The organism is Halomonas sp. B23F22_10, assembly GCF_043496975.1.
In the GTDB taxonomy this organism is placed as follows: Bacteria; Pseudomonadota; Gammaproteobacteria; order Pseudomonadales; family Halomonadaceae; genus Halomonas; species Halomonas smyrnensis.
Genome location: NZ_JBIEKF010000008.1, coordinates 1 through 15676, shown reverse-complemented (window position 1 = coordinate 15676; position 15676 = coordinate 1). Strand labels below are relative to the sequence as shown.

Annotated in this window: 11 protein-coding genes, 4 tRNA genes and 1 rRNA gene; all 16 read right to left on the bottom strand. The window is 64.7% G+C overall.

Annotated elements, in window-relative coordinates; translation table 11 throughout:
• Positions 1-63 precede the first annotated feature (63 nt).
• On the bottom strand, positions 64-4281 hold the full coding sequence (gene rpoC / locus ACGTNF_RS15170) for a DNA-directed RNA polymerase subunit beta' (protein ID WP_394602384.1): 4218 nt from the start codon (positions 4279-4281) through the stop codon (positions 64-66).
• A gap of 86 nt (positions 4282-4367) precedes the next feature.
• Positions 4368-8447 carry a DNA-directed RNA polymerase subunit beta gene (gene rpoB / locus ACGTNF_RS15165; RefSeq protein ID WP_394602383.1) on the bottom strand — a complete coding sequence of 1360 codons (4080 nt, stop codon included), beginning with the start codon at positions 8445-8447 and terminating at the stop codon, positions 4368-4370.
• Positions 8448-8680: 233 nt separating this feature from the next.
• Positions 8681-9052, bottom strand: a complete 372-nt coding sequence (gene rplL / locus ACGTNF_RS15160) for a 50S ribosomal protein L7/L12 (RefSeq protein WP_394602382.1) — start codon at positions 9050-9052, stop codon at positions 8681-8683.
• An 89-nt stretch (positions 9053-9141) separates the two neighbouring features.
• Complete coding sequence (gene rplJ / locus ACGTNF_RS15155) at positions 9142-9645, bottom strand: 50S ribosomal protein L10 (RefSeq protein WP_016856428.1); 504 nt, start codon at positions 9643-9645, stop codon at positions 9142-9144.
• A 270-nt stretch (positions 9646-9915) separates the two neighbouring features.
• Complete coding sequence (gene rplA, locus ACGTNF_RS15150; protein ID WP_394602381.1) at positions 9916-10608, bottom strand: 50S ribosomal protein L1; 693 nt, start codon at positions 10606-10608, stop codon at positions 9916-9918.
• 2 nt (positions 10609-10610) lie between these two features.
• Positions 10611-11042 (bottom strand): 50S ribosomal protein L11, encoded by a 432-nt coding sequence (gene rplK, locus ACGTNF_RS15145; protein WP_016856430.1) that lies wholly within the window; start codon positions 11040-11042, stop codon positions 10611-10613.
• Between the two features lie 95 nt (positions 11043-11137).
• Positions 11138-11671: a transcription termination/antitermination protein NusG gene (gene nusG / locus ACGTNF_RS15140; protein ID WP_016856431.1), complete on the bottom strand. Its 534-nt coding sequence runs from the start codon at positions 11669-11671 to the stop codon at positions 11138-11140.
• A gap of 8 nt (positions 11672-11679) precedes the next feature.
• Positions 11680-12048, bottom strand: coding sequence for a preprotein translocase subunit SecE (gene secE, locus ACGTNF_RS15135; RefSeq protein ID WP_016856432.1), 369 nt, complete (start codon positions 12046-12048; stop codon positions 11680-11682).
• A gap of 73 nt (positions 12049-12121) precedes the next feature.
• Positions 12122-12197, bottom strand: a tRNA-Trp gene (locus ACGTNF_RS15130).
• Positions 12198-12346: 149 nt separating this feature from the next.
• Positions 12347-12421: transfer RNA gene (locus ACGTNF_RS15125), tRNA-Thr, on the bottom strand.
• A gap of 12 nt (positions 12422-12433) precedes the next feature.
• Positions 12434-12507, bottom strand: a tRNA-Gly gene (locus tag ACGTNF_RS15120).
• A 48-nt stretch (positions 12508-12555) separates the two neighbouring features.
• Positions 12556-12639, bottom strand: a tRNA-Tyr gene (locus ACGTNF_RS15115).
• 119 nt (positions 12640-12758) lie between these two features.
• Complete coding sequence (locus tag ACGTNF_RS15110) at positions 12759-13598, bottom strand: type III pantothenate kinase (RefSeq protein ID WP_394602380.1); 840 nt, start codon at positions 13596-13598, stop codon at positions 12759-12761.
• Positions 13598-14578, bottom strand: coding sequence for a biotin--[acetyl-CoA-carboxylase] ligase (locus ACGTNF_RS15105; protein ID WP_394602379.1), 981 nt, complete (start codon positions 14576-14578; stop codon positions 13598-13600). Before ACGTNF_RS15105 ends, ACGTNF_RS15110 begins: the two co-directional genes overlap by 1 nt.
• Before the next feature lie 157 nt (positions 14579-14735).
• A complete protein-coding gene (locus tag ACGTNF_RS15100; RefSeq protein WP_394602378.1) occupies positions 14736-15128 on the bottom strand; it encodes a hypothetical protein in 393 nt (130 codons plus the stop codon).
• Positions 15129-15574: 446 nt separating this feature from the next.
• Positions 15575-15676, bottom strand: a 5S ribosomal RNA gene (rrf, locus tag ACGTNF_RS15095); the annotation flags it as partial.

Here is a 15676-nt window from a genome sequence, read left to right as displayed (position 1 = left end):
GGCTGACGCCATGCACCGTCAAGCGCGACGCCCCGAGGAGCGCCGCACTTGGGGCCATCGACGTCAGATCTCGTCGTCGTCCGAGTCGAGCGCGGTGAGCTGAGCGCCCAGTTCCTGCTCGACGTCGTGAGCCGACGGCTGGAGCACGCGCTCGGCGTCTTCACGCTTGCGGCGACGCTCCGCGTGATGGGTCAGGCCGGTACCGGCCGGGATCAGACGACCCACCACCACGTTTTCCTTCAGGCCGCGCAGGTAGTCGCGCTTGCCGGTGACCGCCGCTTCGGTCAGCACCCGCGTGGTCTCCTGGAAGGAGGCCGCGGAGATGAACGACTCGGTGGCCAGGCTGGCCTTGGTGATGCCCAGCAGCAGGCGCTGGAACTTGGCCGGGAACTTGTCGGTGGCGGCGAGTGCCGCGTTCTGCTCCAGCACACGCACCAGCTCGACCTGATCGCCCGGAATGAAGTCGGAATCGCCGGCGTCGGTGATCTCGACCTTGCGCAGCATCTGACGCACGATCACTTCGATGTGCTTGTCGTTGATGCCCACGCCCTGCAGACGGTAGACGTCCTGCACCTCGGCGACGATGTACTTGGCCAGTTCGGCGATGCCGAGCAGACGCAGGATATCGTGCGGGTTGCTCGGGCCATCGGAGATGACCTCGCCCTTCTCGACGTTCTCGCCCTCGAACACGGCGATCTGGCGCCATTTCGGGATCAGCATCTCGAACGGATCACCGGATTCCGGGGTGATCGCCAGACGACGCTTGCCCTTGGTTTCCTTGCCGAAGCTGATGGTGCCGCTGATCTCGGCCAGAATCGCCGGTTCTTTCGGCTTGCGCGCCTCGAACAGGTCGGCCACGCGCGGCAGACCACCGGTGATGTCCTTGTTGCCGGTGGCTTCCACCGGAATACGGGCCACCACCTCGCCGACGCCGATCTTGGAGCCGTCGTCGACGGTCACGATCGCGTTGCCGGGCAGCAGGTACTGCACCGGAGTGTCGGAGTTGGCCAGGGTCACCGGCTTGCCGGCCTCGTCGGACAGCAGGATCATCGGGCGCTTGTCGCGGCCGGCCATGGGGCGCGCCGCCGACTCGATCACCTCGATGGAGGACAGGCCGGTCATCTCGTCCACGCTGCGGTGGATGGTGACACCCTCGTCCATGTCCGCGTACTGCACCTTGCCCTCGGCCTCGGCCACGATCGGGTGGGTGTGCGGATCCCACTTGGCCACGGTCTGGCCGGCATCGACGGCATCGCCGTCCTTGACGGAGAGCTCGGCGCCATAGGGCAGCTTGTAGTACTCGCGCTCGCGGCCATGCTCGTCGGCGACGGCCAGGGCGCTGGAGCGGGAGACCACGACCAGCTTGCCGTCGCCGCGCTCCACGTGCTTGATGTTGTGCAGGCGCACCTTGCCGCCGTGCTTGACCTGGACGCTGTCCACCGCGGAGGCGCGAGAGGCCGCACCACCGATGTGGAAGGTCCGCATGGTCAGCTGGGTACCCGGCTCACCGATCGACTGGGCGGCGATGACGCCCACGGACTCGCCGACGTTGACCTGATGGCCGCGCGCCAGGTCGCGGCCGTAGCACGAGGAGCAGACGCCATGGCTGGTGTCGCAGCTGATCGTGGAGCGCACCACGATCTCGTCGACGCCCATGGTGTCGAGCTCGGCGCACCACGCCTCGTCGAGCAGGGTGCCGCGCGGAATCAGCACTTCCTCGCTCTCGGGATCGACGACGTCCTGAGCGACCACGCGGCCGAGCACACGCTGGGCCAGCGAGACGATGATGTCGCCGCCCTCGATGACCGGGTGCAGGGTCATGCCGTTCTCGGTGCCGCAGTCGGTCTCGGTGATGACCATGTCCTGGGCCACATCGACCAGGCGACGGGTCAGGTAACCGGAGTTGGCCGTCTTGAGGGCGGTATCCGCCAGACCCTTACGCGCGCCGTGGGTCGAGATGAAGTACTGGAGTACGTTCAGACCTTCACGGAAGTTGGCGACGATCGGGGTCTCGATGATCGAGCCGTCCGGTTTGGCCATCAGGCCACGCATGCCCGCCAGCTGGCGGATCTGGGCGGCACTACCCCGGGCGCCGGAGTCGGCCATGATGAAGACGCTGTTGAAGGAGTCCTGCTCGACCTCGTTGCCCTCGCGGTCGATCACGCTCTCCTTGGAGATGCCCGTCATCATCGCCTTGGCGACTTGGTCGTTGGCCCGTGCCCAGATATCGATGACCTTGTTGTACTTCTCGCCCGCGGTCACGAGACCGGAGGAGAACTGGTCCTCGATTTCCTTGACCTCTTCCTCGGCGGCTTCGACGATCTCGGCCTTGGCGTCCGGGATGACGAAGTCGTTGACGCCGATGGAGGCGCCGGACCAGGTGGCCATGCGGAAGCCGGTGTACATCAGCTGGTCGGCGAAGATCACCGCCGGCTTCAGGCCGGAGCAGCGGTACACCTCGTTGATCAGCTGGGAGATCGCCTTCTTCTTCATCGGCTGATCGATCAGCTCGAAGGACACGCCCTCGGGCAGGATGCGGAACAGCAGCGCGCGACCCACGGTGGTGTCGTAGATCTTGCGGGTCTCGGTCTTCTCGCCGGTCTCTTCGTCGATGGCCACCTCATCGAGGCGCACCTTGACGCGAGCGTGCAGGTCGACGCTCTGGGTGCCGAAGGCGCGCTCGACCTCGTTGAGGTCGGAGAACACCATGCCTTCACCCTTGGCATTGATCTTCTCGCGGGTCATGTAATACAGACCCAGCACCACGTCCTGGGACGGCACGATGATCGGCTCGCCGTTGGCCGGTGACAGCACGTTGTTGGTGGCCATCATCAGCGCTCGGGCCTCGAGCTGCGCCTCCAGCGTCAGCGGCACGTGCACGGCCATCTGGTCGCCGTCGAAGTCGGCGTTGTAGGCGGCACACACCAGCGGGTGCAGCTGGATCGCCTTGCCCTCGATCAGCAGCGGCTCGAAGGCCTGGATGCCGAGACGGTGCAGGGTCGGGGCGCGGTTGAGCAGTACCGGATGCTCGCGGATGACATCGGCGAGGATGTCCCACACTTCCGGCAGCTCGCGCTCGACCATCTTCTTGGCGGCCTTGATGGTGGACGCCTGGCCGCTGGCCTGCAGCTTGGAGTAGATGAACGGCTTGAACAGCTCGAGCGCCATCTTCTTCGGCAGGCCGCACTGGTGCAGACGCAGGGTCGGACCCACGGTGATGACCGAGCGGCCGGAGTAGTCGACGCGCTTGCCCAGCAGGTTCTGACGGAAACGACCCTGCTTACCCTTGATCATGTCGGCCAGCGACTTCAGCGGACGCTTGTTCGAGCCGGTAATGGCCCGACCGCGACGGCCGTTATCGAGCAGGGCGTCGACCGCTTCCTGCAGCATGCGCTTCTCGTTGCGCACGATGATGTCCGGCGCGTTGAGATCCAGCAGCCGCTTGAGGCGGTTGTTGCGGTTGATCACGCGACGGTACAGGTCGTTGAGATCCGAGGTCGCGAAGCGGCCGCCGTCCAGCGGCACCAGCGGACGCAGGTCCGGCGGCAGCACCGGCAGCACTTCCATGACCATCCACGCCGGATCGTTGCCGGAGCCCTGGAAGGCCTCCAGCAGCTTCAGGCGCTTGGACAGCTTCTTGATCTTGGTCTCGGAGTTGGTCTGCGGGATCTCCTCACGCAGACGCTCGATCTCTTCCTCGAGATCGATGTCCTTGAGCATGGCCTGGACGGCCTCGGCACCCATGCGGGCGTCGAAGTCGTCGCCGAACTCCTCGAGGGCCTCGAAGTACTGCTCGTCGTTGAGCAGCTGGCCGCGCTCGAGGGTGGTCATGCCCGGGTCGACGACCATGAAGCTCTCGAAGTACAGCACACGCTCGATGTCGCGCAGAGTCATGTCCAGGAACATGCCGATGCGGGACGGCAGCGACTTCAGGAACCAGATGTGCGCGACTGGGCTGGCCAGCTCGATGTGACCCATGCGCTCGCGGCGCACGGCGGCCTTGGTGACCTCCACGCCGCACTTCTCGCAGATGATGCCGCGATGCTTCATCCGCTTGTACTTGCCGCACAGGCACTCGTAATCCTTCACCGGGCCGAAGATCTTGGCACAGAACAGGCCGTCACGTTCCGGCTTGAAGGTACGATAGTTGATGGTCTCGGGCTTCTTGACCTCGCCGAAGGACCAGCTGCGAATCATGTCCGGCGACGCCAGCGTGATCTTGATCGCGTCGAACTCGTCGGACTGAGACTGCGATTTGAGGACTTTCACCAAATCTTTCATGGGTCGGCTCCGTTGCGGAGTTGTCATGGGCGGGGGCGCGCACGCCCCCGCGGACCGTCATTACTGCGAAGCGCCTAGCGGCAGCCTCAGCTCTCCAGTTCGATATCGATGCCCAGCGAACGGATTTCCTTCACCAGCACGTTGAAGGATTCCGGCATGCCCGCCTGCATGGTGTGATCGCCATCCACGATGCTCTTGTACATCTTGGTGCGGCCTTCCACGTCATCGGACTTGACGGTGAGCATTTCCTGAAGGGTGTAGGCGGCGCCATAGGCTTCCAGGGCCCAGACCTCCATTTCCCCGAAGCGCTGACCACCGAACTGCGCCTTGCCGCCCAGCGGCTGCTGGGTCACCAGGGAGTAGGAGCCGGTGGAACGCGCGTGCATCTTGTCATCCACCAGGTGGTTGAGCTTCAGCATGTACATGTAACCCACGGTGACCGGGCGATCGAAGGCATCGCCGGTACGCCCGTCGTAGAGGGTCGTCTGACCGGAGTCCGGCAGATCGGCCAGGGTCAGCAGGTGCTTGATCTCCTGCTCGCGAGCACCGTCGAAGACCGGCGTGGCCATGGGCACACCCGCCTTGAGGTTCTTGGCCAGGGAGATCACCTCGTCGTCGGAGAGCGAGTCGATGTCCTCGACCCGGGTGCTCGACTCGGTATTGTAGACCTTGCCCAGGAACTCGCGGATCTGCGAGACCTGCTGGTCGCGGGCGTCGCGCAGCATGTGCTCGATCTTCACCCCGAGGCCACGAGCGGCCATGCCCAGGTGGGTCTCGAGGATCTGGCCGACGTTCATCCGCGACGGCACACCCAGCGGGTTCAGCACCACGTCGATGGGCTCGCCGTTGTCGTCGAACGGCATGTCCTCGATCGGCATGATGGCCGAGATGACACCCTTGTTACCGTGACGACCGGCCATCTTGTCGCCCGGCTGCAGGCGACGCTTGATGGCGAGGTAGACCTTGACGATCTTGAGCACGCCCGGCGCGAGGTCGTCGCCCTGGGTGAGCTTGCGCTTCTTGTCCTCGAAGCGCTCGTCCATCTCCTTGCGACGGGTCTCCAGCTGCTCGTCGGCCTGGGCCAGCAGCTCGTTGAGGCTCTCGTCCTGCATGCGCAGCTTGAACCACTGCTGACGCGGCAGCTCTTCGAGGTACTCGTCGCTGAGCACGTCGCCCTTCTTGAGCTTCGGACCGCCGTTGACCGGCTGACCGACCAGGGTGCGCTGCAGACGCTCGAAGGTCGCGTCCTCGGCGATGCGGTAGGTCTCCTGGAGATCCTTGCGCACCTCGTCGAGCTGCTGCTGCTCGATGGAGAGCGCACGGGAGTCCTTCTCGACACCGTCGCGGGTGAACACCTGGACGTCGATGACGGTGCCCTTCATGCCGGTGGGGGCACGCAGGGAGGTGTCCTTCACGTCGGACGCCTTCTCACCGAAGATCGCACGCAGCAGCTTCTCCTCCGGAGTCAGCTGGGTCTCGCCCTTGGGCGTGACCTTGCCGACCAGGATGTCGCCCGCGCCGACCTCGGCACCGATGTAGACGACGCCGGCCTCATCCAGCTTGCCGAGCGCGGACTCGCCGACGTTCGGGATATCGGAGGTGATCTCTTCCGCGCCCAGCTTGGTGTCGCGGGAGACGCAGGTCAGCTCCTGGATGTGGATGGTGGTGAAACGGTCTTCCTGGACGGCCCGCTCGGAGAGCAGGATGGAGTCCTCGAAGTTGTAGCCGTTCCACGGCATGAAGGCGATGCGCATGTTCTGGCCCAGGGCCAGGTCACCCATGTCGACGGACGGACCGTCGGCCAGGATGTCGCCGCTCGACACGCTGTCGCCGGGGCGCACGATCGGACGCTGGTTCTGGCAGGTGTTCTGGTTGGAACGCAGGTACTTGGTCAGGTTGTAGATATCGACGCCGGCTTCGCCGCCGATGATCTCGTCCTCGTTGACCCGCACCACGATGCGCTTGGCATCGACGGAGTCGATGGTGCCGCCACGGCGGGCCACGGCGCAGACGCCGGAGTCGCGGGCGACGAACTTCTCCATGCCGGTACCGACCAGCGGCTTGTCGGCGCGCAGGGTCGGCACGGCCTGACGCTGCATGTTCGCCCCCATCAGGGCGCGGTTGGCGTCATCGTGCTCGAGGAACGGGATCAGGGCCGCGGCCACGGACACCACCTGACGCGGCGAGACGTCCATCAGGGTGACCTGCTCGGGGCGCATGAAGGTGGTCTCGCCGCGGTGGCGGACCTGCACCAGGTCGTCGACCAGCTTGCCGCCCTCGTCCACGGTGGCCGAGGCCTGGGCGATGACGAAGTTGCCCTCCTCGATCGCGGAGAGGTGCACCACGTCGTCGGTCACCTGACCGTCCACGACCTTGCGGTACGGCGTCTCGAGGAAGCCGTAGCTGTTGGTGTGGCTGTAGGTGGCCAGCGAGTTGATCAGGCCGATGTTCGGACCCTCGGGGGTCTCGATCGGGCACAGGCGGCCGTAGTGGGTGGCGTGAACGTCACGCACCTCGAAGCCGGCACGCTCGCGGGTCAGACCGCCCGGGCCGAGGGCGGAGACGCGGCGCTTGTGCGTCACCTCGGACAGCGGGTTGTTCTGGTCCATGAACTGCGACAGCTGGGAGGAGCCGAAGAACTCCTTCACCGCCGCGGCCACCGGCTTGGCGTTGATCAGGTCCTGCGGCATCAGGCCTTCGCTCTCCGCCATGGAGAGGCGTTCCTTGACCGCACGCTCGACGCGCACCAGGCCGACGCGGAACTGGTTCTCGGCCATCTCGCCGACGCAGCGGATGCGGCGGTTGCCCAGGTGGTCGATGTCGTCGACGTCGCCGAAGCCGTTACGGATGTTGATCAGCTCGCCGAGCACGTCGAGGATGTCGCGCTGGTCGAGGACGCCGGCGCCCTCGTCCTGCTCGCGGCGCAGACGACGGTTGAACTTCATGCGACCGACGCCGGACAGGTCGTAGCGGTCTTCGGTGAAGAACAGGTTGTTGAACAGCGTCTCGGCGGCTTCCTTGGTGGGCGGCTCGCCGGGGCGCATCATGCGGTAGATCTCGACCAGCGCCTCGAGCTGGGAACCGGTGGTGTCCAGCTTGAGGGTGTCGGAGACGAACGCGCCGCAATCCAGATCGTTGGTGTACAGGGTCTCCAGGCGGGTCAGGCCGGCCTGGCCCACGGACTCCAGCACTTCCGGGGTGATCGCGGTGTTGCAGGGGCAGATCAGCTCGCCGGTGTTGGGATCGATCTGGTCCTTGGCCAGCACCTTGCCGAACAGGTAGTCCATCGGCACCTCGAGACGCTCGAGGCCGGCCTTCTCCAGCTGGCGGATGTGCTTCTGGGTGACGCGACGACCTTCCTCGACGATGACGTTGCCGTCACCATCCTTGATGTCGAAGGTCGCGGTCTCGCCGCGCAGGCGAGACGGCACCAGCTCCACGGAGAAGCCGCGCTTCTCGATGTGGAAGGTGCTGGTGTCGAAGAACTCGTCGAGGATCTCCTCGGCGCTCATGCCCAGCGCGCGCAGCAGCACCGTGGCCGGCAGCTTGCGGCGACGGTCGATACGCACGAAGACGTTGTCCTTGGGATCGAACTCGAAGTCCAGCCAGGAACCGCGGTAGGGAATCACCCGAGCGGAATACAACAGCTTGCCAGAGGAGTGGCTCTTGCCCTTGTCGTGATCGAAGAACACGCCCGGTGAGCGGTGCAGCTGGGAAACGATGACGCGCTCGGTACCGTTCACCACGAAAGTACCGTTCTCGGTCATCAGGGGGATTTCCCCCATGTAGACTTCCTGCTCCTTGATGTCCTTGATCGCCTTGTTGGACGAATCCTTGTCATAGATGATCAGGCGGACTTTAACGCGCAGGGGAGCCGAATAGGTGACGCCACGCAGCTGGCATTCCTTGACATCGAAGGCCGGAGTACCAAAACGGTAGCTGACGTATTCCAGCGCAGCATTGCCGGAGAAGCTCTCGATCGGGAAGACCGAGCGGAAGGCGGCATGCAGGCCCAGGTCGAGGCGCTCTTCGGGTGAGCGATCCTGCTGGAGAAAGTCGTAATAGGAATCAAGCTGGATGGCCAGCAGGTAAGGCACATCCATCACTTGGGGCAGTTTGCCGAAATCCTTGCGGATGCGTTTTTTCTCAGTGTATGAGTAAGCCATCTGTATTCCCCAGCTTGTTCACCATGGGTGACCGATGCGTGTCGGCGCCACCCAACGGACGCGGCTCCGTCAGGCGCTGACGGCAAGCCCCCGGAGGGAGGCTCGCCGTCGGAATTCGGCTAGCGGAGGCCCGAAGGGCGAACCGCCTAGCGACAACAGAAAAAGGCCGGCAGCGGGTGTCCCGCCACCAGCCATGGAAGCTTACGCAGCGCGTGAAGCCATGGGCACAAGGATTACTTGAGCTCCACGCTCGCGCCGGCTTCTTCCAGCTTGGTCTTGGCTTCTTCGGCGTCTTCCTTGGACATGGCTTCCTTCAGGGTAGCCGGGACGCCGTCGACGGCACCCTTGGCTTCCTTCAGGCCCAGACCGGTGATCTCGCGGACGGCCTTGATGACGTTGACTTTCTTGTCACCAGCGGCGGTCAGGACGAGGTCGAACTCGGTCTGTTCTTCGGCAGCAGCGGCTTCACCGCCACCCGGGCCAGCGACGACAGCAGCGGCGGCGGTCACGCCGAACTTCTCTTCCATCGCTTCGATCAGCTCGGCGACTTCCATCACGGACATGTCGGCGACGGCGTTGATGATGTCTTCTTTGGTCAGTGCCATTTTCACGTTCCTAACTTTGCGGGAGCCTCGGCAGGCCGACGACTCGGTGATTCAATATTCGATTCGCGAGAGGAGGTCGAGTTCGCCGTTCAGGCGGCCTCGCCTTCCTTCTGGTCACGCAGCGCGGCGAGAGTACGAACCAGCTTGCCGGCAGAAGCCTCCTTCATGACGGACATCAGCTTCGCGATGGCCTCGTCATAGGTCGGCAGGCTTGCCAGGCGGTCGAGATCGCTCGCCGGGATGAACTCGCCTTCGTATGCCAGCGCCTTGACTTCGAAGTCTTCCTCGGACTTGCCGAACTCCTTGAACAGACGGGCGGCAGCGCCCGGATGATCGGTGGAGAAGGCCAGCAGAGTCGGACCCACGAAAGACTCGTTCAGGCACTCCCACTGAGTGCCTTCGAGGGCGCGGCGTGCCAGGGTGTTGCGGACAACACGGATCTGGACGCCATTCTCGCGGGCCTGCTTGCGCAGTTCGGTCATCTTGGTGACCGAGACGCCACGAGAGTCGGCAACGACGACGGAGAGAGCATCCTTGGCCGCTTCACTGACCTCGGCAACAATGGCCTTCTTGCCTTCGAGTGCTAGTGGCACGGTGATCACTCCTTCGTGCCGGAATCTCCGCAGAGGATTCCGGTGGTTACCATCTCCCCCGGCCGGGCCGTGAGGCCGCGGCCGGGGGTCCTGGGTGATGGTGCTCACCAGATATCTGGCGGTCACACCATCTGCGCAGGCGGCCCCGAGGGACGATTAAGCCGCCTCGGCAGCGAGGCGGCACCTGCGGTCTTTGACGATGCCCCGCCGACTCGCATCGATGTCGTGCACGGGGACCGCAAAGTTCTTGCTCGATTGTCGATCGCGGCGTTAGACGAACGCAGCGTGATCGACGGTCAGACCCGGGCCCATGGTGGTGGACAGGGAAATCTTCTTGAAATACACGCCCTTGGAAGTGCTCGGCTTGAGCTTCTTCAGGTCGGCGATCAGGGCTTCGAGGTTGCCGCGAATAGCGTCAGCTTCGAAGCTGGCCTTGCCGAGGGTGGCGTGGATGATGCCGTTCTTGTCGGTACGGAAGCGCACCTGACCGGCCTTGGCGTTCTTGACGGCGGTGGCCACGTCCGGGGTCACGGTACCGACCTTCGGGTTCGGCATCAGGCCGCGCGGACCGAGGATCTGACCCAGCTGGCCGACGACGCGCATGGCGTCCGGCGAGGCGATGACCACGTCGAAGTCGAGCTGACCTTTCTTGACCTGCTCGGCCAGGTCGTCCATGCCGACGATGTCGGCACCGGCTTCCTTGGCGGCTTCTTCGTTGGCACCCTGGGTGAAGACGGCAACACGCACGTCCTTGCCAGTGCCGTTCGGCATGACGGTGGCGCCACGCACGACCTGGTCGGATTTACGCGGGTCGACGCCCAGGTTGACGGCGACGTCAACGGACTCGTTGAACTTGACGGTGGACAGCTCGGAGAGCAGGGCCACGGCCTCCTCGAGGGAGTACGCCTTGTTCGGGTCGACCTTCTCGCGAATCTGCTGAGCGCGCTTGGTGAGCTTAGCCATGATCAGAGGCCCTCCACGTTGAGGCCCATGCTGCGGGCACTACCGGCAATGGTACGCACCGCGGCGTCGAGGTCGGCAGCGGTCAGATCCGGCTCCTTGGCCTGGGCGATCTCTTCGAGCTGCTCGCGGGTCACGGTACCGACCTTGTTCTTGTTCGGCTCACCGGAGCCGGACTTGATACCAGCGGCCTTCTTCAGCAGGACGGCGGCGGGCGGCGTCTTGGTGACGAAGGTGAAGCTGCGGTCGGAGTACACGGTGATGACGACGGGCGTCGGCAGACCGGCCTCGAGGTTCTGGGTCTCGGCGTTGAACGCCTTGCAGAACTCCATGATGTTCACGCCGTGCTGACCCAGCGCGGGGCCCACGGGGGGACTCGGGTTGGCCTTACCGGCTGCAACCTGCAGCTTGATGTAAGCCTGTACTTTCTTGGCCATGATTTACTCCAGATGGGTGATAGCGCCTTGCGGCTCCCCGGTTAAGACGGCCGCTCTCGGCGGCCGTCACGAAAGTCTGCTTGGCGAGAGGACGCTTATTCCTTCTCGACCTGGGAGAACTCCAGCTCGACCGGCGTGGCGCGACCGAAGATCAGCACGCTGACCTGCAGACGGCTCTTGTCGTAGTTGACTTCCTCGACAACGCCGTTGAAGTCAGCGAACGGGCCGTCGATGACGCGCACGGACTGACCCGGCTCGAACATCGTCTTGGGGCGCGGCTTGTCGGTGCCGTCCTTGACCCGGCTGAGGATGGCATCGGCCTCCCGCTGGGTGATCGGCGCCGGCTTCTCCTTGGTGCCACCGATGAACCCCATGACGCGCGGAGTCTCGTTGACCAGGTGCCAAGTCTCGTCATCCATTTCCATCTCGACCAGCACATAGCCGGGATAGAACTTGCGCTCGCTCTTGCGGCGCTTGCCGTCACGCATCTCGACGACTTCTTCGGTCGGCACCAGGATCTCGCCGAAGCGATCCTCCATGCCGTACATCTTCACGCGCTCGATGAGCGAGCGCATGACATGCTTCTCGAAGCCGGAGTAGGCGTGAACGACGTACCAACGCTTGGACATGAAGACTCCTAACCAATGACGCCGGACATGGCCCAGCCAAGCAGCGTGTCGATGAGCCACAGCGCCAGGCCCACGACCAGAACGGCGACCAGCACGATGGCGGTGGTCTGCACGGTCTCGGGACGGCTGGGCCAGACGACGCGCTGAATTTCCTTCTTGGCACTGCGGGCCAGCTCGACCAGCTCACGCCCCTTGGTGGTGGTCAGCGCCACCAGCGCCGCCACCACACTCAGGGCGACGACGCCAAGCACGCGATAGAGCAGCGCCTGATCGGCAAAATAGGTGTTGCCGACCACGGCAAGAACCAGCAGGGTAACGACAACCGCCCACTTGAGACCGTCGTGGCGCGTCTCCTGCACCTCGGCGTTATGTTTCATGAAAACGAGACTCCTCAAGGTGCGGCAATCGAAACATGAAAGACAAAAGAAATCTCACCAGCCTGGGGAAGACTGGCAGGCCAGGAGGGAATCGAACCCCCAACCTGCGGTTTTGGAGACCGCTGCTCTGCCAATTGAGCTACTGGCCTGTTGCTTCCGCGACCGCCCTTTGCGGGAGGCCTCAGCGACAGCGGGCGCCATCATAGCGAATGCCGCCCGTACTGACAACCCCTGATCCAGCCTCTCTCGCACCGGCCAGGGAAAGAGAAAAGGCGAGCTCGCGCTCGCCTTTTCAATTTGGAGCTCATGGACGGATTTGAACCGTCGACCTCACCCTTACCAAGGGTGTGCTCTACCCCTGAGCTACATGAGCAAAACCTTAGCTTGGAGCGGGCAGCGGGGATCGAACCCGCATCATCAGCTTGGAAGGCTGAGGTTCTACCATTGAACTATGCCCGCCTGCCCGCTCTTGCTGCCACCACCCGCCTCGACGAGTGCGGCCAAACCTGGTGGAGGGGGAAGGATTCGAACCTTCGAAGCTTTCGCGGCAGATTTACAGTCTGCTCCCTTTGGCCACTCGGGAACCCCTCCAACTGGCGGAGCATTTTACCGCTCCCGTTCTCGGTGTCAAGTGATTGTTTTACCAATCTTCTTGAAGCATGGCACGGCGGCCTCGGCTCACCTGCTTCCCTAGAACGCGACGCATTGTGTCAAAGCAGCATGGAGAACGCAAGCCCTGCGCGAATCTTTTCCAGCGGCACCCGACGCGGCACCGTCGGCGCCCCGGACATCCGGCCCGCCCGCTCCGCCGCCGTGAGCGGAAAGCAGGCCTCCAGCCCGCCGTAGACCATGTCCGGCCAGACGGCATGCGGGACCTGCACCCCGCGGGAGACCACCCGCGCATCCCCCCCGGTCAGCAGCAGCGGCAGCGACACCCCCTCGCGGTCGCACACCTCGCTGTAGATCCGGTTCACCGCACTCACCGCCGCCATGTAGATGCCATGATTGACGGCCTCCACCGTGCGTTCGCCCGGCACCAGCAGCGCGTCGGCCTCGCTGTCGGGATCGATCGCCACGTTGCGCGTACCGAGCTTGAGACTTTCCTTCATCAGCCGGAGTCCGGGCAGGATATAGCCGCCCAGATGCTGCCCGCCGGGCAGCACGAAATCCACGGTGATGGCGCTGCCGCAGTCGACCGTGCAGCAGCCGCCCGCCAGCTGATAGCCGGCCAGCACGCCCAGCCACCGGTCCACCCCCAGCTTGCCGGGCTCCTGATAGCCGTTGGCGACCCCCAGCGCCTCGGGCTCCGAGCGCGCCACATGCACGCTGCGCACCCGACGCTGCAGCAGAGCCACGGTCTGGGCCAGCACCGCCTTGCGCGCCACGCTGGAGATCCTCACCGCCTCGACCACGTCGAGATCGGGGATGTCGGCCCCGGGGCGCCATTCCTCGCGCGTCCACACGGCTCCGCGCGAACGGATCTCGCTGCTCTCGGCATCCTTCAGCCGCCACTTGGACAGGGTGTTGCCGATATCCAGGTCCAGGATCATTACCGCCCCCGCACGCTGATCTCGCCCCCGGCGAGACGCTCGCGACCGCCCTCCCCTTGCACCCAGAGGTTGCCAGCGGCATCGACCCCCTCGGCGATCGCCGGCTCGCGGCGCTGGCCGCGGATGATGTCCACCTCACGCCCGGCGAAGGCATGCCGAGCATTCCAGGCCTCCTGCCAGGCACCGAAGCCCTGATGTTCGAACTCCGCCAGCAGCGGCATCAGGCCGTCGAACAGCTCCACGGCCAGCTGGTTGCGCGACAGCCCCGGGGCCTGGTCGCGGACCGCCCCCACCGGCTGCTCGATCCCTTCCCGGAACGCCAGCGGCAGATCCACGTTGATCCCCATGCCGACCACCAGCTCACAGGGCCCCGTCGCATCCCCCGTCAGCTCGACCAGGATGCCCGCCAGCTTGCCCAGCTCGCCAGAATCCGCCTCCAGCAGCACGTCGTTAGGCCACTTGAGGCGAGGCCGCACCCCATGGCGCTCCAGCACCTGGGCCAGCACGACACCGACGGCCAGGCTGAGCCCTTCGAGAGCGGCCACCCCGGATTCCACCCGCCAGCCGATCGAAAACATCAGGGTCCGCCCCCAGGGCGTCACCCAGGTGCGCCCACGGCGCCCACGACCGGCACTCTGCTGCTCCACCAGACAGATCTCGCCGTGGCCCGCCCCCTGCGCGAAGCGCTCGCGCAGGAACAGGTTGCTCGAGGGCAGCGTCTCCTCGACGAACAGGCGACTGACGTGCTGACGCACCTCCCGCGACAGGCCGGCCACGATGGTGGCGCCGTCGAGCAGCTCCAGCGGCTCGGCCAGGCGGTAGCCCTGCCCTTTCACCGCCTCCATGGGAATTCCCAGCGACTCCAGCTTGCGCAGCTGCTTCCAGACGGCCGCGCGGGACACGCCCAGCCGCTCGCCCAGCTGTTCGCCGGAATGAAATTCGCCATCGCTCAACAGGCGGATCAGGTCACCAATGGTCATGCATGCGCCCCTGCCGGGAAAAACGCTCATTCTAGCGGAACTGCCGCGGCGCCGGAAATTCCCGGGCACAAGCCCCGACTCGCGCCACAACGCAAAAGGCCGGGCGAATGCCCGGCCTTTTGCATGTCACGCTTCACACGAGACGCGCCACTTCGACTCAGTAGCTTGAGTCGGCCTCCTCGGCGGCGTCCTCGACGCTATCGCCCGCCTCTTCGACGGCATCGCCCGTGGCGTCGGCGGCCTCGCCGGCCTCTTCCATGCCCTCGTCGGCGGCGCCTTCGATGGCATCGCCCGTCGCGTCGGCGGCCTCACCGGCTTCTTCCATGCCGTCGTCGGCGGTAGCGGCGATGCTGTCGCCCGCTTCCTCGACGGAGTCACTGGCCTGATCCATGGTTTCATCCACGCTTTCACCAGTCTCTTCCATGGTCTGGTCGATGTTTTCACCGGCCTCTTCTGCCGGCCCTTCCTCTTCACAGGCGGCCAGGCCGAAGGCCGTCATGCCAATGAAGCTCGCCAGGGCGATCTTGCGCAGGATCTGCTGTGTCATCATGATATCTCCTCCTGAGATGTGTCGGCTTCCGCGTCAATACCCTCCCAGACTAGCCGCCAAGTATCGCCGTGGCCACCCCTGAAACGCATCGCGCTAGGCCAGTCTGTCGCCTCTCACCGACACGTACACCCTCTACCCCTTCAGCACCCTCGACGGCCCCGACGAAGGCCCGGGCCGGGCCGACCCGACGCAGCCCGAGAGCAGGAGCGCCCCGCACTCCCACGAGGAACCGGCGTCCGTTTTTGTCAGGCCCAGACATGGAAAAACCCCGATCTCAGATGAGGCCGGGGTTTTTCCGGGATAAGTACCTGACGATGATCGGGCCGGGCTCCGGCGGTCGGCGTTCCGATACTCTTCATGGGAACTCCCCGATCCGATACGCGGCCTGTCGGCCAGACATGAAAAAACCCCGAGCCTTTTGGGCTCGGGGTTTCTTCGATATAAGTGCCTGACGATGACCTACTCTCGCATGGGAACTCCCACACTACCATCGGCGCTGAGCGGTTTCACTGCTGAGTTCGGCAAGGGATCAGGTGGTTCCCGCACGC